This is a genomic window from Acinetobacter sp. FY731 (genome assembly GCF_059515905.1).
In genome coordinates this window covers 127,056-145,768 of record NZ_JCAKNB010000006.1, presented here as the reverse complement: position 1 = coordinate 145,768, position 18,713 = coordinate 127,056, and the positions used below count along the sequence as shown (strand labels likewise).

Annotated in this window: 15 protein-coding genes; 3 read left to right on the top strand and 12 right to left on the bottom strand. The window is 38.9% G+C overall.

All coding sequences use genetic code 11. The annotated features are described in order from the left end of the window. Positions 1–31: 31 nt before the first annotated feature. The 4 genes from hcaB to hcaE are packed head-to-tail and all read right to left on the bottom strand — an operon-like array spanning position 32 to position 3,061. Positions 32–850 (bottom strand): 3-phenylpropionate-dihydrodiol/cinnamic acid-dihydrodiol dehydrogenase, encoded by an 819-nt coding sequence (gene hcaB, locus AC5YC8_RS09795; protein WP_496164378.1) that lies wholly within the window; start codon positions 848–850, stop codon positions 32–34. A 2-nt stretch (positions 851–852) separates the two neighbouring features. Then, the gene (hcaC, locus tag AC5YC8_RS09790; protein ID WP_496116290.1) at positions 853–1,179 is read right to left on the bottom strand and encodes a 3-phenylpropionate/cinnamic acid dioxygenase ferredoxin subunit; all 327 of its coding nucleotides are present in this window, start codon (positions 1,177–1,179) and stop codon (positions 853–855) included. Next, entirely contained in the window at positions 1,179–1,697 is a 519-nt protein-coding gene (gene hcaF, locus AC5YC8_RS09785) for a 3-phenylpropionate/cinnamic acid dioxygenase subunit beta (protein WP_496116288.1), read from the bottom strand. Before hcaF ends, hcaC begins: the two co-directional genes overlap by 1 nt. Continuing rightward, entirely contained in the window at positions 1,694–3,061 is a 1,368-nt protein-coding gene (gene hcaE / locus AC5YC8_RS09780; RefSeq protein WP_496116286.1) for a 3-phenylpropionate/cinnamic acid dioxygenase subunit alpha, read from the bottom strand. The genes hcaF and hcaE overlap by 4 nt, the downstream gene beginning before the upstream one ends. Positions 3,062–3,337: 276 nt before the next feature. On the opposite strand from hcaE, the gene hcaR reads away from it, so the two are divergent. After that, entirely contained in the window at positions 3,338–4,237 is a 900-nt protein-coding gene (gene hcaR / locus AC5YC8_RS09775; RefSeq protein ID WP_496116285.1) for a DNA-binding transcriptional regulator HcaR, read from the top strand. A gap of 387 nt (positions 4,238–4,624) precedes the next feature. On the opposite strand, the gene AC5YC8_RS09770 is transcribed toward hcaR, so the two are convergent. The 8 genes from AC5YC8_RS09770 to AC5YC8_RS09735 all read right to left on the bottom strand — a co-directional run bounded on the left by AC5YC8_RS09770 (position 4,625) and on the right by AC5YC8_RS09735 (position 13,022). Continuing rightward, positions 4,625–5,485, bottom strand: coding sequence for an alpha/beta fold hydrolase (locus AC5YC8_RS09770; protein ID WP_496116284.1), 861 nt, complete (start codon positions 5,483–5,485; stop codon positions 4,625–4,627). Positions 5,486–5,742: 257 nt separating this feature from the next. Beyond that, the gene (locus tag AC5YC8_RS09765; RefSeq protein ID WP_496164376.1) at positions 5,743–7,038 is read right to left on the bottom strand and encodes an OprD family outer membrane porin; all 1,296 of its coding nucleotides are present in this window, start codon (positions 7,036–7,038) and stop codon (positions 5,743–5,745) included. A gap of 413 nt (positions 7,039–7,451) precedes the next feature. Beyond that, positions 7,452–8,471 carry a 4-hydroxy-2-oxovalerate aldolase gene (gene dmpG / locus AC5YC8_RS09760; RefSeq protein WP_496164375.1) on the bottom strand — a complete coding sequence of 340 codons (1,020 nt, stop codon included), beginning with the start codon at positions 8,469–8,471 and terminating at the stop codon, positions 7,452–7,454. Between the two features lie 11 nt (positions 8,472–8,482). Next, the gene (locus tag AC5YC8_RS09755; RefSeq protein ID WP_496164374.1) at positions 8,483–9,376 is read right to left on the bottom strand and encodes an acetaldehyde dehydrogenase (acetylating); all 894 of its coding nucleotides are present in this window, start codon (positions 9,374–9,376) and stop codon (positions 8,483–8,485) included. A gap of 37 nt (positions 9,377–9,413) precedes the next feature. After that, entirely contained in the window at positions 9,414–10,211 is a 798-nt protein-coding gene (locus AC5YC8_RS09750) for a 2-keto-4-pentenoate hydratase (protein ID WP_496116279.1), read from the bottom strand. A gap of 404 nt (positions 10,212–10,615) precedes the next feature. Further along, on the bottom strand, positions 10,616–11,272 hold the full coding sequence (locus tag AC5YC8_RS09745) for an HAD-IA family hydrolase (protein WP_496116278.1): 657 nt from the start codon (positions 11,270–11,272) through the stop codon (positions 10,616–10,618). A gap of 264 nt (positions 11,273–11,536) precedes the next feature. After that, positions 11,537–12,505 carry an RluA family pseudouridine synthase gene (locus tag AC5YC8_RS09740; RefSeq protein WP_496164373.1) on the bottom strand — a complete coding sequence of 323 codons (969 nt, stop codon included), beginning with the start codon at positions 12,503–12,505 and terminating at the stop codon, positions 11,537–11,539. A 364-nt stretch (positions 12,506–12,869) separates the two neighbouring features. Continuing rightward, on the bottom strand, positions 12,870–13,022 hold the full coding sequence (locus tag AC5YC8_RS09735; RefSeq protein WP_496164372.1) for a hypothetical protein: 153 nt from the start codon (positions 13,020–13,022) through the stop codon (positions 12,870–12,872). A 241-nt stretch (positions 13,023–13,263) separates the two neighbouring features. Between AC5YC8_RS09735 and AC5YC8_RS09730 the strand changes: the two genes are divergently transcribed. After that, on the top strand, positions 13,264–16,596 hold the full coding sequence (locus tag AC5YC8_RS09730; RefSeq protein ID WP_496164371.1) for an Rne/Rng family ribonuclease: 3,333 nt from the start codon (positions 13,264–13,266) through the stop codon (positions 16,594–16,596). 185 nt (positions 16,597–16,781) lie between these two features. Then, positions 16,782–18,623, top strand: a complete 1,842-nt coding sequence (locus AC5YC8_RS09725) for a long-chain-acyl-CoA synthetase (protein ID WP_496164370.1) — start codon at positions 16,782–16,784, stop codon at positions 18,621–18,623. The last annotated feature ends 90 nt before the right edge of the window (positions 18,624–18,713 follow it).

Below are 18,713 nucleotides of genomic sequence, written 5' to 3'. Positions count from 1 at the left end.
GCTACCGAATGAGTCCATATTATTTTAAGGCTTAAATTTCGTCGAAGAACCCAGCACGTGGTTGGCGTAAACCACGAATACCCAAACCACACTCAGCATTAATTAAAACACCTGTAAGTGGACGGTTATTTTGACGAGATGCCAATAAAACGTATGAACCTGTCATATCTTCGGGTTCTGGCAAGAAGCCAAGTGGCATACCGCGTCCAATTTTTTCAGGATCACGGGCATCAAGTAAACCAAGATTTTCTTGACCTAAAGATGCAGCGCCTTTGATGTTGACATTCATACCTGATGGGGCAACGGCATTCACTCGTACTTTAGGCGCAAGTTCATAGGCTAATTCTTTCATCACACCAACACCAGCATGCTTAGAAGCCGTATAAATCGGGCCTCCACCTGCTGAATACAATGCTGAATTAGACAAAGTAAATATGATAGAACCTTCAGAAGCTATCAATGCATCAAGTGCAGCTTTCGCACCTAAGATGAGAGATTTGGTATTAATGCCCATAATCTCATCAAAGGCTTTTTCAAGCTGTTCACCCGATGTATTCACGATATCTGCATAATGGTCCCAAATACCTGCATTACCTACGAAGCAATCGAGCTTACCGAAACGCTCTACAGTTGCTTGAACTGCACGAACGTTATCCGCATAGTTGGCTACATCACCTTCGATCGCAAGAACTTTTCCACTGAAGTGTTCATTTAAAGCTGCGACTTTTTCTTTTGAGCGCTGAAGAACTGCAACTTGTGCACCTTCTTCTAAAAAGCGTTCAACCAAAGCCCAGCCTAAACCTGAACCACCACCAGTAATTAATGCAACTTCGCCTTGTAGCCAACCCATGCTTACTCTCCTGCCATCTCTACGAACAATTGACCATCCTCAACAATCACAGGGAATGTTTGGATTGGATCAGTTGCAGGCAGACATAATGCTTCACCTGTTTTTAAACAAAAACGCGCTGAATGAAGTGGGCACTCTACAGTACCATCATCTTCTAAATAGCCTTCCGACATAGAAGCGTTACCGTGACTGCATTTATCATTCATCGCGAAGAACTCTCCGCCATTGTTAAATACAGCAAGCGCTTCGATACCATTTACGCCACAATCTACTTTTAGCGCTTCGCCTTCGTCTAGTTCATCAATTTGGCAAACAAAAATCTTATTCATTAGAAGAACACACTCAGGTTATGGGAGTTATAGGTAACTTGATCAAGCGTGATCTTACGGTTGAAGATTTGGAAGCCTAAGCCACCTTCAACTTTACGGAGCTTGTCATGACGTTTACCGCAATAAATGACAACGTCTTTCTCTTTTTGCGTACGATATAAGAGATAAGTTACGTACACATCGTATTCGCCTTCAACTTCAGTAGGTTCTACAATTACGTTAGACACCATGTGTGTTGTACGTGATGGAGGCTCTTCAGCCCAAGCCATACCCGTTTCAAGACGTGCTACACGACGCTCTAAAAGATCTTTCGAGTCGTTGAACACCCAAGTTGTAGGTGGTTCAACTGAACGACGACGGTCACGTGTTTGTGCATTTGGTGTAGTACGTAGCGTATAAGAAATATCTTCCGCTAACGTATCCAACCAATCACGGAATTTCCAATCGTCTAGCAATTTTGCTTCACGATAAAGAAACTGACTAATTTGATGATGAAGTTCTAAGCTGATTTGACTCATTTCATAAGCTCCTTCTCATATTCGTCAGCTGCTTTTTCCACGTCTTCCCATTTTTCATGGATCAATAAGTCTGCCCAACGGCGGTACATACCACGTGCTGCAGTTTCAGAAAAAATATAGTTGGTAATACCAGGAATACCATCTTCACGGATTTTCTCGTTACCTTTACCCATTTCCATAATGAGTTTGTTTTTACGTGCTTTATAACCACGTAAAACTTTTTGGATCTCAATCCAGTTTTCAGAGTCATCTTGCTCTAAGAAACCAGCAGGACCAAATGCACGTGTTGCAGAGCGTTCAAATGCTTCTTTCACTTCTTGAGATGCTTCAGCATCTGCAATACAGAATGCCCAAACTTCAGTTTTGTTTGGACCACGTGGGTGCCATACGCGAAGTGTTGCAGTACCATTCAACCAAGACAATGTTGGGAACATGGTGTTATGACCTGCAAGACGAAGCGCACGTGTTTCACCTAAACGCTCTTTAACTTCGTCAAACGTTTCGCGGAAATAGTTTGCAACTTCACCATCAACCCATACGTTTGCATCTGGTTTTTCAGTGAAGAAGAAGCCTGAACCATGACCACGTGAACCATATTGGATCGCATCTTTTGCAGTTTCCCAAACTGGGCGAGCTGTTTGTGCAGCACCAAGTTTCTTCGAAGATTCATCGTCTGGTTTTGCACCAAGAACTTGAATTGCAGATGCGTGAGAGAACAATGCGTGGTATTGGTCAGATGCGAACTGTTCAGCTGCAAATTTCCAGTTACACTCGATTTCCCACTTGTGTACACCACCAATAATTTCTGTACCACCCGGACGACGGTCAACAACACCATCTAAGTACCAAGCGATATCACCCATGTATTCTTCTAAGTCAGGCGTTGTTTCATCCCAACAAGCGAAAATTAAACCTTTGTAAGATTTAACACGGTTAACTTCAACAAGACCCCATTTCTCTTTGCATGCACCATGCGGATAAGCACGATCTTCAAGAGGAATATCTTTTAAAGAACCATCAACACCGTAAGACCAGCCATGATATGGACAAGTAAATGCACGTGTATTACCACAATCTGCAAAGCTCACACGCATTGAACGGTGACGGCATTGGTTTAAAAATGCTTTGATTGAGCCATCTTTTTGACGTGCCACAATAATTGGATCTTCACCCATATAGGTATTGAAGAAATCACCAGCTTTAGGAATTTGGCTCTCATGGCAAAGGAATAACCAAGTACGACCAAAAACACGTTCGAGCTCTAGCTCGTAAATGTCTGGATCAGTATAAATAGATGGCGTGATACGTCCATTTTGTGCATCGACTAAAGCGTCGATTTCGCGCACATCAATTTTTCCACTCATGAAAATCTCCTGTGACCAGTTCAATGGCACAAAGTCATAGACTCAAACTTTTCGTCGATGATGGATTTTCAAAGTATTTTGTGGAAATATTTATTTTGTTTTAATTAATATATTTTATAACTAAATTTAAATACCCTTCTTTATATTTAAAGACAATTATTAGCTCATAATCATTTAGTATCTAAATAATCGAATAACTTCACTCTATCGTTATTTGTAGATTATACTCGATGAGATATATAAGACTTTTTTTGGATTAATCTTTAGGATGGTTATATGGAATTACGTCATCTTCGGTACTTCATTACTGTTGCAGAAGAACTCAACTTCAGTAAAGCCGCACTCAAGCTTTACACTGCACAACCATCCCTAAGCCAACAAATTAAAGACTTAGAAGAAGATGTTGGAGTAAGACTTTTAAACCGAACTAAACGTAAAGTTGAGCTTACAGAAGAAGGCGCTGTTTTCCTCGAACAAGCTCGATTAACACTCGCACAAGCAGACAAAGCTGTAGCTATGGCACGTCAAGTGTCACAAGCAAAACAACAAATGCTTCGCATTGGTTTTGTACCTGTAGCGGAAATGAAAATATTCCCTTATGTTTTACCCAACTTACGCGTGCAAAGCCCTGATTTAAAAATTGATTTACTCAGCTTAAACAATAGCGAGCAAATGAAATTATTAAAGAAAGGCGACCTAGATATTACGTTTACTCGCCATAATTTCAATAGCGAAGAAATCGAAAGCTTATTCGTTTTACGTGAACCGTTAATGTTCATTTTACCTAAAGATCATCCTTTAGCTAAATACGACAGAATTCCAGTTAAAGCATTGAATGGTATAGACTTCATTATCCCTTCTGCTGACGAATCTCATACGCTTCACCATGCTATTTTAGACTTCGCTAAAGCCAATGATATTGAGTTTAATATTGTTCAAACAGCAGATAATATTTTATTTAATATTAACTCTATTGGCATGGGCTTAGGTTGTACAATCTTACCTGGCTACATCACCCCACTTTCTATGAACAACTCTGTTATTCGACCATTAAGTGTTGAATTACCACAAATTGATTTGTACGTGAGTTACCGTAAAAATAGTACTTCAATTGCGGTACAGAAGTTTATGGATCTACTTACTAAAGTTTTTTACCTCGATTTTGATCGAAAATAATCATTAAGCGTTCTTTTTTTCAGTATTTGAAAGCACCATTATTTTATTTAGAAATATTGGTGCTTTTTTTGTGTAAAAAATTAATAAATCATTTTTAAAAGATTAGACTTTTGTATTAGAAAGAAAATAAATTAATACATAAAAAATATTAAATAACTTTGTTAGATTTTAGTTTTAAACTACTTTTAAAAAATAAACATCGTCATTAATTACAACTTAAGTCTAATAAGATTCATTCATTTTAAAATATATTTTTTAACATACTTTAAATATAAAACAGATTCATTATATTCAAAGAACATTTAAATGATAATAATAACCAATTACAACTTTAATTCAAATAATAAAAAGGGAGATTAGAAATCCCCCCTTTATTCAAAAATATACTTATTTAACGCCATGAACAGCTAAGTAATTTTTAATAACAGTGTTGAATTCATCTGATTTCTCAACTTGAGACCAGTGACCACATTGACTGAAAATGTGTGCATCAGCATTTGGAACAATATTTAAAATATCCCAAGTACGTGAAACAGGAATCACCACATCTTGTGTACCGTGAATAAGAAGTACAGGCACAGTAATCTCTTTCATTTTTTCGAAGTCGAGCGGGAATTCGAAACGGTCACGGTCACGTGCGCCAACAACATCCATCAAACGGTTCGATGCATAGTCATTTGCAGCTGATTCATAACGAACTTTTACAAGTTCATCTGTAATCAAATCTTTGTTTACGACAAACATAGAAAGTGTCTTTTTAACACCTTCAACAGTCAATACTGGGTTTGCATGAGCTTTAAGCGCAGCAGTTTGTACTGCACCGCCTGTACCCATAGAAACAATACCTAAAATACGCTCAGGATAATCAAGCGCCATTTGGAACGCTAACCAACCACCCAATGAGTTACCTACTAACCAAGTTTTTTCAATACCAAGTGCATCTAAAGTACGAACAGCATGATCAACCCAAGCACGAATACCATAAGCAGTATTTGGTGCAACAACTGTTTGACCATAGCCAATCGTATCAATAGCGATACAACGTGCTTGCTCACCAATTGATGGAAGGTTTAACCACCAGTTTGCTGCCGCAGATACACCCGTACCAGAACCATGTAAAAATAGAATTGGAGTACCTTCACCAATTTCATGATAATGCGTTAATTCACCTTCAGCAGTTTCAATCCATTTATCTTCTAAACCGAAGAATGCATCAGTGGTGTATTCAGGGATTTGAACAGTACTCATACCAATTCCTTATCTGGGCTTTAACCCCTAGCCTAGCGACTTTGAAGGTTAAAGTTCATTTATTAAAAATACTTTTTTACTGCCTTATATTACCGTTTTGATAGATTCAAACTCATACAAATTTCCAATCACAATCTATAAAAAAACGATTATCCAACACCCTGTTTTTTAAACATATTTAAAAAAACATCATCCACATAACTTTAAAATAAAAAAGAGCGCCTCCGAAGAGGCACTCTCATACTGAAATCACGAAATTAAAACTTATATGTATATGTTGTTGCGATTCGATGCTCTTGCAGATCTACAAAGTTTGGTACATTGTGATAGTTCACATCAATATACATGTATTGGAAACTAAGACCTTTTAAAGCACCCTGAGAAACGGTGTAATTTAAAATGAAATTGTTTTCATCTTCTTTACCACGCACTTTCCCTGCACCATTATCAATATTCCAACCATCGTAATGACGAACAGTCGCAGTTAAACCCTGAAGTCCTACATTCTTAAAGTCGTAGGTATAACCTAAACTCCATGATTTTTCATCTTTACGAACAAAACTTGCAACAGACCAGTTTGCTAAATAAGGCTGTGGTACCCAACCCGCTAATGTTGGGAAAAATGCTGCATTATTACCATGATCTCCAAACATTTGTTGATAACCAACATCAACCGTATGAACATCGTAGGTCCAAGCACCTTTTAAAGACAAAGCTTGGTTGTCGATTTCACCATACAACGCATCGCCTGATTCACGATTATCAAAATAACGAACATGCGTAGCAAACTTATTTTTGTCGTCTAATTTTTTGTTATAAGCCACACCAAAATAATTTTGACGATAGATATTCGTCACATCACCATAAAAATAACTGAGTGATAATTCTTTATTAAGTTGATAGTCGATACCAGCAACATACATACCATCGCTGTCGCCTGATTTAATCTGACCCTTTTCAGTACCTAATTCATTTGGCCAAAGCTTGAAATCATGTACCTGATTTTCATAGCGTGCATTAATACCATCTAAATAACCTAAAGTCAGTTTGGTATTTTTAAGATCTTTAGATTCTAACCACACACCTTCATAAGTCGTAAGTAACTGACGAGATGGGTCAAAATACACAACTGGTGTTGCAGGTAAAATTTCGCCTACACGTAATTCTGTTTCACTAATTTTAGCTTTTAAAGTGACACCTACTTTTCCAAAATCACGCGCTTGTTCTTTTGTATTGTAGTTATAAGGCATGATGAAATCATTATCGTGTCGGTCATGACTTAAACGCACTGCATATTGTGCAAGTAAATCTACACCTACTTTTACAGGACCAATATCCATATAACCCGATTTGGCATCTAAAGTAATACCTTGTGACCAACTACCAAAATCTTGTACTTTTGTTCGATTAGGCTGATCGTACTGACGATCCAAATAAAAGTTTCTAAGCTTTAATTGAACATTACTATCATCAACAAAATTTGCATTTGTTGTCGTTGTACCGAATGCAGCAGTTGCTACACACATTGCTATCCATAGTGATTGGAGACGCATGACTAATTCCTATAATCATCAAACTTCGCTATGGCGCCATCATGCTGAACTATGGTTGAACATTAAATCAGACCACAGTAGTAAGATTTTTATTTTTAAAAACTAACAATTGAGTTTTCAATTCATTTATATTTTTTTTAATTTGTTTTAAATCTAACTGAAATTCACCATTTTTTTCATATTTGTAATGGAACACGGTGTTATTCAGTTTGTTTTATACCGTATTTTAAATTTTCTAAAAAAAACTACTTTCCACTTATTCATATTAAGTTTTAATCAGACAATAAGACGTTGTTTATATAAATATTATTTATAAATATTTACTATTGATTCATAGCTAATAACTTTATAAAAGTAAAACAATAACCATAAAAAAGCACCCTTATGGGTGCTTTTTCCGTGCTTAAAATAAATTAAGCATTTGCTACTTTTGCTTTAGACATAGTTAATGCCAAATCTTCGATCATATCTTCTTGACCACCAACCGTACCACGGCGACCAAGTTCCATTAAGATTTCACGTGCAGATACGCCATATTTCGCTTCAGCACGTTTAGCAAATAACAAGAATGATGAATAAACACCTGCATAACCTAATGTCGCAGCATCACGGTCAGCACGGATTGGGTTTAACATCATTGGAATCACTAAGTCTTCCGCAACATCTTGCACTTTGAACAAATCAACGCCAGTGTCCATACCCATACGGTTTGCAACAGCAATGAATAATTCAAGCGGAGTATTACCCGCACCTGCACCAAGACCCGCAGATGCTAAGTCAACACGAATTGCACCAGCTTCAACAGCAGCTACAGTGTTCGCAACACCCATACCTAAGTTGTGGTGACCGTGGAAACCAAGCTCAATGCTTGAATCTAAGTGCTGACGTAAATGACCAACACGATCAAGTACATCTTGCGGCAACATATAACCGGCAGAATCTGTTACATAGATACAGTTTGCACCGTAAGACACCATCTTTTTCGCTTCTTCAAGCAATTTTTCAGGAGATGCCATGTGAGCTAACATTAAGAAGCCCACTGTATCCATTTCTAACTTACGTGCAGCAGTGATGTGCTGTTCTGAGCAATCTGCTTCTGTACAGTGTGTTGCAACACGAATAGTAGAAACACCAATTTCATGCGCCATTTTTAAATGATCGACCGTACCGATCCCAGGTAGAAGTAATGCAGAAATTTTTGCATTTTTCATACGTGGCACAACAGCTGTCAAATATTCTTCGTCAGTTGCAGCAGCAAAACCGTAGTTTACAGATGAACCACCAAGGCCGTCACCGTGAGTTACTTCAATTAAAGGTACGCCTGCATCATCAAGTGCTGTTGAAATTGCAATCATTTGCTCAACAGTGGTTTGATGGCGCTGTGGATGCATACCATCACGTAAAGTCATATCATGAACAATAATCTTAGACATGTGGTTGCTCCTTAAGCTTCTTTATTGAAAACGTGTTCTGCAAACATTTCTGCAGTACGTGCAGCTGCTGCTGTCATGATATCTAGGTTACCTGCATATTTCGGCAAGAAATCACCTAAACCTTCAACTTCTAAGTAAATCGATACACGGTTGCCATCAAAAACCGGACCATTCACAAGTTTGTAACCTGGTACATATTTTTGAACTTCTTTAATCATCGCATGTACAGATTCTGTGATCGCAGCTTGGTCAGGCTCACCCTCAACTAAACAATGTACTGTGTCACGCATCATTAATGGTGGCTCAGCAGGGTTGATAATGATGATCGCTTTACCTTGTTTCGCACCGCCAACTTTCTCAATTGCGCCCGCAGTTGTACGTGTAAATTCATCAATGTTTTTACGCGTACCAGGACCAACTGATTTAGTCGATACAGTTGCAATGATTTCGCCGTATTCAACTGGTTGAACACGAGATACAGCAGCAACCATAGGAATCGTTGCTTGACCGCCACATGTCACCATGTTTACGTTTGGAACTTCACCAGCAGTAAGCAATGCTTCAAGATTTACAGGTGGTACGCAGAACGGACCAATTGCAGCAGGTGTTAAGTCAATCATAAGCACGTCAAGTTCATTTAACTTGCGGCTGTTTTCAGCATGTACGTATGCAGAAGTTGCATCAAATGCAATTTTAATATCATCTGCAAGAACATGAGGAAGAAGACCATCAACGCCTTCAGCAGTGGTTTTTAAACCCATTTTCGCAGCACGAGCCAAACCTTCAGAAGTAGGATCAATACCCACCATCCACACAGGCTCTAACCATTCGCTACGTTGTAATTTATAAAGCAAATCTGTACCGATATTACCCGGACCGATCATTGCACATTTAATTTTTTTCATGAATGTACTCTCTTAAATTCCGATTTATCTAACAATCTTATTCAGCAGCGAATGCAGCAGTAACCGAACCAAAACCTTCGATCTCAACCACAAACTCATCACCTGGTTGTGCAACAACCATTGGACCAAGCGCACCTGTCAAAATAATGTCACCCGCCAACAATGGACGACCACGACGAACCATTTCATCTGCCAACCAAACAGCTGCATTTAAAGGGTTAGATAAACAAGCTTTACCGACACCTTGAGAAACGACTTCATCACCACGCTTCATGGTCATTTTGCAGTTTGCAAGATCTAAGTTTTCAAGCTTTACAGGACGTGAACCCAATACATAAGCAGCTGAAGATGCATTATCGGCAACGGTATCAATTAAACTGATTTTCCAGTTTTCGATACGGCTATCTACAACTTCAACAGCAGGAAGTGCATACTCAGTTGCGCTGATAATATCTGCGTAAGTATGTTTTTCTTGAGTCAAATCTTTATTAATAATTAATGCGATTTCTGCTTCTACTTTTGGCTGAATCAATAAACCAGCAGGAATTGCCTCGCCATCGCCATATGCCATGTCTGCAAACAACATACCAAAGTCAGGAGAATCAACACCCAATTGCTTTTGTACAGCAACTGAAGTTAAGCCAATTTTACGACCAGTTAAACGACGACCTTCGTTAAGCGCACGTACAGTATTTGCTTCTTGAACTGCATACGCGATATCTACATCGGCACCTTCACCACCAAGTTGTGGGCGGATTGGAGCAATCGCAGTTTTTGATAATTCAGCATCACGTAATGCTTGCGCAACCGATTCAACAACAGCAGAATTCGACATCAATGTTTCCTTAAACTGCAAATTTTTGAGGATGAATAACGTTGTTAAATTTTGAGGTTCAACCGTTGGCAAACAGCAATTTATTAAAAAAATTACTGTTAAAAGCTCTCAGTTAAAACCGCCTTAACAAACGCATATATCTATGAATAGCTCTAGAATCGGGATTTTACGGATAGATTGCCAATACTTATTTTATTTTTAGCAATATTCAAAACCTATAATAAAATTTAAATTTATACATTTAAAAACAGCTATTTATTTAACTCGTTTTACTATTGTTATTCTTTTTTACCACGCTTTATACATACGTTTTTTTTAAGTTAATTTTATTCTACGACTAAAATACTAGACAAAAATAATGCCCAGTTAAAACTGAGCATACCTATTTCAACTTTAAATCAGCCTTAGGCTTTTACTTGTGTTAACAAAAATTGATGAAGTTCAGAGACATTTTGAGCAAGGTATAACGGAGAATATTGATTTAATACATCAGGCGTATGTACACCATAAGTTACACCCACACGAGGCATTTCAATATTACGCGCCATCTCTAAATCGTAAGATGTATCCCCCACCATAATTGCATGTTCAGCTGAAATATTCGTTTCCCGCAAAATCTCTGCAAGCATTAGTGGATCAGGTTTGGACTTTGTTTCAGATGCCGCACGTGTTGCACTAAAAATTTCTAAACTTTGCGTTTGCCCAAGTACACGATCTAAACCACGACGGCTTTTCCCTGTTGCAACTGCAAGTTCAACACCTTGCACTTTTAAATCATGCAACATTTCAGACACGCCATCAAACCACTCATCACTTTTTGAATGTGCCACATAATGGTCTGCATAGCTTTGCAAAATATCTTTATGGAGTTCAGGTACTTGAGGAAATAACACTTGTGCAACTTCAGGTAAACCCAAACCAATAATACTTTTTGCATCATCATCCGTTAAAGGTTGCTGAAACTGCTCAGCTGCATATTTTAAACTTGCAACAATTTGCCCAACCGAATCAAATAAAGTGCCATCCCAATCAAAAATAATAAGTTTTACCGCAGATTTCATAAAATTTCCTATATTTGATTCAAAGAAAGAAGCGTTATCACCTCTCTTGCATAGCAGTGCTACTCATCTCCTATAAGGAGAGGGAAAACATTAATGCCTAACCTTTTAATCAATCAAAATAATAAACATATAACTTAAGTATGTGACGGAATATTTTAGATGACATCCTCTCTCCTGAACGAGTTTAAAACACTGTTTTAAACAACGTACAAGAAAAGAGACTTGTATAGCAGTGCTACTAAGAGAGAGGATTCTTTATAAGAATCACTCATCATCCTTCACAGACGTAGTAACCTTATCTGCTTTTTGTGCGCGTAATTGAGCCACCACACTCTGCATATCTTCAGGCAAAGGTGCTTCAATCGTTGGATAGCCTGGAATCTCTAAACGCATAGCATGCAAACATAAACGACGCGGCTTAGGACCTTTATATTCAGCCTCATGACCATATTTATCATCACCGATTAATGGGTGACCTATACTTAAACCATGGACACGAATTTGATGCGTACGACCTGAAAGTGGCGATGCGTACACTAAAGTTGCATGCATAAAACGTTCTGCAACATTCCATTGCGTCTTAGATTCTTTACCCTCTTTAGACACACGTACACGACGCTCACCATTTGACAACTCATAACGATGCAAAGGCGCATCGATCAGCTGTTTATCTAATGCAACCTTGCCTTTTACGACAGCTGCATAAGTCTTTTGGATTTTGTGTTCACGAAGCATATCTTGCAAAGATTTTAAGGTGCTGCGTTTTTTAGAAATCATCACTAGACCCGACGTATCACGGTCAATACGGTGAATCAATTCAAGATATTTTTTACCTGTTGCAGCACGTAATGCTTCGATTAAACCGTAAGCAACGCCACTACCACCATGAACTGCGATTCCTGATGGTTTATTCACCACCATTAAACCTTCATCTTCATATACCACACGGTTCAATAAACCTTGTGCAACTTTATCTGATACAGGTGCAGCAGATTCATCTTTTTGTTCATAACGTATTGGTGCAACACGAATTTGATCACCAATTGCGAGCTTAGTCTCTGCTTTTACACGCTTTTTATTTACGCGTACTTGACTCTCACGAATCAAACGATAAATACGACTTTTGGGCACGCCTTTTAATCGAGTAAATAAAAAATTATCGATGCGCTGACCCGCTTGATGTTCATCCACTTCAAACCAAGTGACATTTTGCCATTGTTGCGTAGAATTCATACAGTTACTGTGACCTAAAAAAATACTAAAATTGATTAAAAACTGATCATTCGAGCTATACTTTTCACAAGAAACATAAGCTTAGCCCATAGGCAGATGATACAAGGTTTGGTATAGTCAGCGTACGGAAACCATCGTTTGTGAGTTTGGTCTAATTTTTTCAGATTCATCTGAACTTAATTATTCACTTTAATACTCACATAATACGGAAAGGTCCCAAAAGAATTATGCCGACGCCGAAGGCTTATTATATCGGCAAAAACACAAACTGTTGCGTTTAATTGTACCTCAGGTACATAAATCAGTTTGTCTTAAAAAATATGTCGCCAACATAAGTTGGTTTTTAAACGTAAACTGATACACATCAGATGAGTCGCTCCCCTGATGCTAAATTCAGGCTACAGCGTTGATGTATTGGATCTGCACAGTTTGCAAAGGTACGATGATAATTCCGTACCAAGACACCTTGAACAAAGGAATGCGCTTCGAGCAATGTGACAGTGAAAGTTACAGACATCCAATACACCGCTAGTCCGCCAGTGAATTGCACAGGTGACTTTAATCGTTTACAGATTGAAGCCGTATTGTCATCATCAGTGCGTAAATCATAAACCGAAGCCCACCTAACAAAGGCCGGTAAAAAAGAGCTCAAATCACAATGTGTTTATTTGAGATTTGAGCAGTTGATTCGTAGTTTTTGATGTTCGCTGCGTGACCTAGCGATGCTTTGCTGTGTATCACTATAAGGTGTTACACCCATGAAACGTATGTTGATTAATGCAACACATGCCGAAGAAATTCGCGTTGCACTTGTCACTGGACAACGTCTTTACGATTTCGATTTAGAAAATCGTACCCGTGAACAAAAAAAATCGAATATCTATAAAGGTCACGTAACTCGCGTTGAACCTTCTTTAGAAGCTGTATTTGTAGAATATGGCGCAGGCCGTCAAGGCTTCTTGTCTATGCGAGAAATCGCAAACTCATATTACAAAGCAGACCCTCGCCAAACTTCTAATATTCGTGAACTTATCACGGAAGGTACTGAACTTTTAGTTCAAGTCGAAAAAGAAGAACGTGGCAATAAAGGTGCTGCTCTTTCTACATTTATCTCACTTGCTGGTCGTTATTTGGTACTTATGCCAAACAATCCAAAAGGTGGCGGTATTAGTCGTCAAATTTCTGGTTCAGTTCGTGAAGAACTCAAAGAAATGCTAGCGTCACTCAATACTCCACGTGGTATGAGCGTGATTGTTCGTACAGCGGGTATTGGTCGATCTAAAGAAGAATTACAACTTGACCTTCAACATTTGTTAGATCTTTGGGCTCAAATCCAAACGACTGCAAATTCAGGTCCATCTCCAATGTTGGTTCACCAAGAAGCAGGCGTTGTGACTCGTGCTATTCGTGACTACTTACGTGATGATGTTGCTGAAATTCTAATTGATTCTGAGCAAGCGTATAACGAAGCGTATAACTTCGTGAAAGCTGTAATGCCACGCCAATTAGACAAGCTAAAAACATATACATTAAATGAGCCTTTATTTGCTCATTTTGGTATCGAGAGCCAAATTCAAACTGCTTATGAACGTGAAGTAAAACTTCCTTCAGGCGGTTCTATCGTAATCGATCAAACTGAAGCTTTAGTATCTATCGATATTAACTCTGCAAAATCGACTCGTGGTCACGATGTTGAAGAAACAGCACTAAATACAAACTTAGAAGCTGCTGAAGAAATTGCACGTCAATTACGCTTACGTGATATTGGCGGTTTAGTTGTGATCGATTTCATCGACATGACGAAAGACCGCAACCAACGTATGGTTGAAGCCAAATTACGTGAAGCAACTCAAAGCGACCGTGCTCGTATTCAATTCGGTCAATTATCTCGCTTTGGTTTGATGGAAATGAGCCGTCAACGCTTACGTCCATCGTTAGAAGAAGCAACAGGTTATGTATGCCCTCGCTGTCATGGTACAGGCATGGTTCGTGACCTTCGTTCTCTTTCGCTTTCTATTATGCGTAAAGTAGAAGAAATTGCTCTTCGTGAACGCCAAGGCGAAGTTCAAGTTCAAGTTCCTGTTGAAATTGCAGCATTCATGCTCAATGAAAAACGTCACAGCCTTGTTTACTTAGAACAAACTTCAAATGTACGTGTGACTGTATTACCTCACCCGCATTTAGAAACGCCACACTATGAAATTTCATTTAACCCTGAGGGTTTTGCGCCAACAAGCTACGAACGCACTGAAGCGACTCGTAACAGCGAAAAAGAATTGGGTTATGAATCTTCTGAGTGGCATTTAGAAGAAGAGCAACACGCTCACGCTGCAGCACCTGCTCCTGCACAGCAAAATGGTCATAAAAACCAAAACAACAAACGTCGTCCGCAACATGCGAACCAACAACAAGCTCAACAACAGCAAGTAAAAGCCGCTCCTGCTCAAGCATCGGCTAGCCCTTGTGCTTGGTTAGAGAACTTGTTTGTTCAAAAGCAAGCGGCAACTATTGATCAATCTCGCACAGCAAACAATGCTGCATCTGCAATTGAGCAAATGGTAAATGGTGGTGCTGTAAGTCGTGGTCAATTTGGTCAAGTAAATAGCCAAGTTCCAGCTCAGCAACAACGCACCCCTGCTGTACAAGCAAATAATGCTTATTTAGCACCTTCAAGTGTTGCGAATAAATCTGAACAGCGCGATCTAATGGATAAACCTTTAGAGCGTGAAGAGAAGACTCAACGTCCAAACAACAAGAAGCCACGCAACAACAAGCACAAAGAAGTACGTGAACAAACACAACAAGATAATGTACAACACCATGTACATGAAGAAGTTGTACAAGTTTCACGTCAAGAGCAACGCCAAGAAGCACGTGAAAACAAACGTAATTCTCGTCGTCAACACAGCAATAACGATCAACAACAGCATCAAGATGTTCTAAGCAATGAACAACAAAATGCTGTACCACGTCGTGACCGCAATAATCAGCAACGTCCAAACCGCCCAAATCGTCATCGCGATCCAAGCGTATTGAATGAGCAGACTGTTGCGCCTGCTGCTCCTGTTGTAGAAGCTGTAATCGATCAAAATCAAGTTAAAGTTGAAATGATTGATACACCTCAACAAGAAGTTATGCCAACTGCTTTAGTTGTAAACATTGATCAAGCGCAAAGTGAAATTATTGCGATAGGTCAAGCTCAAGCAACTCCTGCACCTGTAGACACTGTTATTGTTGAAGAAACAAAACAAGTGCCTGCACAAAAAGAAGTTGCTGAGAAGAAACCTCATGCACACAAAAAAGCTGATCATGCGAACAAACAAGCGCAACAACCAGCAAAACGTGCAAGCAATGACCCACGTCAGAACCGTCGTCAACGCAATGAGCAAGCCCAAGTTCCTGAGTTAAAACCAACTCAAGTTCCTACACTTTCTCTTTACACTGTGGATTCATTAATCCGCCATGTATACGGCAATGACTGCTCTGTCTTAATTGAACAATTTGGTTTAATTCCAACGTTCAATCGTGCTTTGGTAAAATTCACAAGTGAATATGCTGCAAGCTTAGCTTCTCAAAATACAGCGCCTGCTGCCGAGAAAAAGCCTGTAACACGTGATGTAGTTGTTACAAAAGCAACACCTGAAGCAGAACCTGCTCCAGTGCTTGACTTAACACCACCAAAGCCTGTTTCGGATAATCGTGTTGCAAATGATCCGCGTGAGCGTCGTCGTTTAGCAAAACTTGCTGCCGAACAAGCACATGAGCAAGCAAAACAAGCTCATATTGAAGCAGACAAAGCTCAACAAGCTGAAGTAACTCCTGCGGTTGATGTTGTTGCAACACCTGTGGCAGAAGAAACTACAGCTCAAGCAGTAGAATCAGTTGAAGCGACTGTCGCAACCCCAACAGAAGCAACTGTAGAACCAGTTACCGAAGTTGAAACTGCAGTAAGTGAAGTTGCTCAAACAACTGAAGTTACGGAAGAACAATCTGCTGAAGATGCCGCAACACCAACTAAAGACAAACCAGCAAGACCGCGTCGTCCTCGTGGTCGTCCACCGAAAAAAGTAGACACCGCAACAGAGTCTTAATTTGCTTTTTTGCAGGTGATAAAAAACTCCAGTCATTCCGATGACTGGATTTTTTTTTGAAAGTTTTTGTCAATTTAGGTTGATTGCACTAGTTAGAAGCGATTAAAAGACAAGTGTATCAACTCATTGAAATAAACCGTAAATAAATAAACACGATACTGATTTACGAAAATAATAGGATTCTTATGAGCCATAATCCAAAAAGCGACCTCATTGGTTTTGCAGAAGTTGCTGCCAAAATCCCTAAATTCATGAGCAAGCTACCTCATTTAATGACCGGTCTTAAGCAAGCTTATTTACGTACATCAAACTCTCCCACAGGCTTAGGTATTGCATTTGAAAATGCGGTTAAACGAAATCCTCATGGTTGTGCTTTAAAGTATCAAGACCAAGCTTTTTCATACAAAGAACTCAATGATTGGGCAAATCAGATTGGACATTTCTATCTTTCTATAGGCGCAAATAAAGGCGATGTTATTGCGTTAATGATGGAAAATCGCCCAGAAATGTTGGCAACTGTTTTAGGTTTAGCAAAAATTGGCGTCACAATTGCGCTTGTAAACACCTCTCAAACTGGCAAAGTGCTTGCACATAGCATTAATCTTGTGAAGCCTATTGCGGTTATTACTGGTGAAGAATGCTGTTCTTCCGTAGATGAAATTCGCAATGACTTAAATATCTCTGAAGATCACTTTCATTGGTTTGCAGATCAAGAAACATTAAAAAATGCAGGTGAAGCACCAACAGGTTTTATCAACCTTGCAAGTACAATTGTAAATTTTCCAACCTTCAACACACCAACAACACGTACAGTTCAAGGTAAAAACGGATTATTTTATATTTATACCTCGGGCACCACCGGCTTACCTAAAGCGGTTATTTTTAGCAACAGTCGTTGGACATTAGCTTATGGTACATACGGTCATGTTATAGACCTTAAACAAGATGATGTTATGTATTGCACCCTACCGCTTTATCACGCAACAGGCATTGTTGTATGCTGGTGTGGCGTTATTGCAGGTAGTGCGACTCTTGCAATTAGACGTAAATACTCAACCTCATCTTTTTGGAAAGATGTACAAAAATTCGATGCTTCAGCCATTGGATACGTAGGTGAACTTTGCCGCTACCTTATGGATGCACCCGAATCAGAACTCGAAAAAGGTCATCGTGTTAAAAAGATGATCGGTAACGGAATGCGTCCTAATATTTGGGATAAATTCAAATCCCGTTTTGGAATTGAAGAAGTTTTAGAACTTTACGCATCCAGCGAAGGTAATGTCGGTTTTAGTAATGTTTTCAACTTTGACAACACCGTAGGATTTTCCCCAACACCGTATGCAGTTATTCAATACGACAAAGAGAAAAATGAACCTGTTCGTGACAAAAATGGCTGGTGTATTCGTGTTAAAAAAGGTGAAGTTGGCTTATTGATTGGAAAAATCACACGTCGCTCACCTTTCGATGGCTATACAGATCCTGAAAAAAATAAGGCTGTTGTCATGACCAACGTATTAAAAAAAGGCGATGCTTATTTCAATACAGGCGATTTAGTTCGTGATATTGGCTTTAGACATGCTCAATTTGTAGATCGCTTAGGTGATACATTCCGCTGGAAAGGCGAAAATGTGTCAACAACACAAGTTGAAAATATTGTTTCTGAATACGAAAAAATTACAGAAGCAGTCGTATATGGTGTAGAAATCCCAAATACCAATGGTCGTGCGGGTATGGCTGCCATTACCTTACAGGATGATATACAGCTTACTCCTCAAGATTTATGTGATATGTACGCTGAATTTAAAAAATCTTTACCTGCTTATGCCATTCCTATATTTCTACGCATTCAACATGCTGTCGAAACAACAGGAACATTTAAGTATCAAAAGAGTAAATTAAAAGCACAAGCCTTCAATATTCATGAAACTGATGAGAAAATTTTAGTACTTTTACCAGGATGTGATGCCTATTGCGAACTTACACCTGAAATTTACAACAACATTGAAAGCTATAAATATCGCTTTTAATGGCAAAAGTTGTCTGTTTTTTGATTATATGATGTATTTTTGTTTTATTTATAATCAATCACAGACAACTTTCTAATTTTTTACTTGCGC

What these genes read in the sequence shown, in the direction of transcription:
- hcaB (WP_496164378.1), bottom strand. Translation starts at nt 850, where the DNA reads ATGGGTTGGCTACAAGGCGAAGTTGCATTAATTACTGGTGGTGGTTCA.
- hcaC (WP_496116290.1), bottom strand. Translation starts at nt 1,179, where the DNA reads ATGAATAAGATTTTTGTTTGCCAAATTGATGAACTAGACGAAGGCGAA.
- hcaF (WP_496116288.1), bottom strand. Translation starts at nt 1,697, where the DNA reads ATGAGTCAAATCAGCTTAGAACTTCATCATCAAATTAGTCAGTTTCTT.
- hcaE (WP_496116286.1), bottom strand. Translation starts at nt 3,061, where the DNA reads ATGAGTGGAAAAATTGATGTGCGCGAAATCGACGCTTTAGTCGATGCA.
- hcaR (WP_496116285.1), top strand. Translation starts at nt 3,338, where the DNA reads ATGGAATTACGTCATCTTCGGTACTTCATTACTGTTGCAGAAGAACTC.
- AC5YC8_RS09770 (WP_496116284.1), bottom strand. Translation starts at nt 5,485, where the DNA reads ATGAGTACTGTTCAAATCCCTGAATACACCACTGATGCATTCTTCGGT.
- AC5YC8_RS09765 (WP_496164376.1), bottom strand. Translation starts at nt 7,038, where the DNA reads ATGCGTCTCCAATCACTATGGATAGCAATGTGTGTAGCAACTGCTGCA.
- dmpG (WP_496164375.1), bottom strand. Translation starts at nt 8,471, where the DNA reads ATGTCTAAGATTATTGTTCATGATATGACTTTACGTGATGGTATGCAT.
- AC5YC8_RS09755 (WP_496164374.1), bottom strand. Translation starts at nt 9,376, where the DNA reads ATGAAAAAAATTAAATGTGCAATGATCGGTCCGGGTAATATCGGTACA.
- AC5YC8_RS09750 (WP_496116279.1), bottom strand. Translation starts at nt 10,211, where the DNA reads ATGTCGAATTCTGCTGTTGTTGAATCGGTTGCGCAAGCATTACGTGAT.
- AC5YC8_RS09745 (WP_496116278.1), bottom strand. Translation starts at nt 11,272, where the DNA reads ATGAAATCTGCGGTAAAACTTATTATTTTTGATTGGGATGGCACTTTA.
- AC5YC8_RS09740 (WP_496164373.1), bottom strand. Translation starts at nt 12,505, where the DNA reads ATGAATTCTACGCAACAATGGCAAAATGTCACTTGGTTTGAAGTGGAT.
- AC5YC8_RS09735 (WP_496164372.1), bottom strand. Translation starts at nt 13,022, where the DNA reads ATGTCTGTAACTTTCACTGTCACATTGCTCGAAGCGCATTCCTTTGTT.
- AC5YC8_RS09730 (WP_496164371.1), top strand. Translation starts at nt 13,264, where the DNA reads ATGAAACGTATGTTGATTAATGCAACACATGCCGAAGAAATTCGCGTT.
- AC5YC8_RS09725 (WP_496164370.1), top strand. Translation starts at nt 16,782, where the DNA reads ATGAGCCATAATCCAAAAAGCGACCTCATTGGTTTTGCAGAAGTTGCT.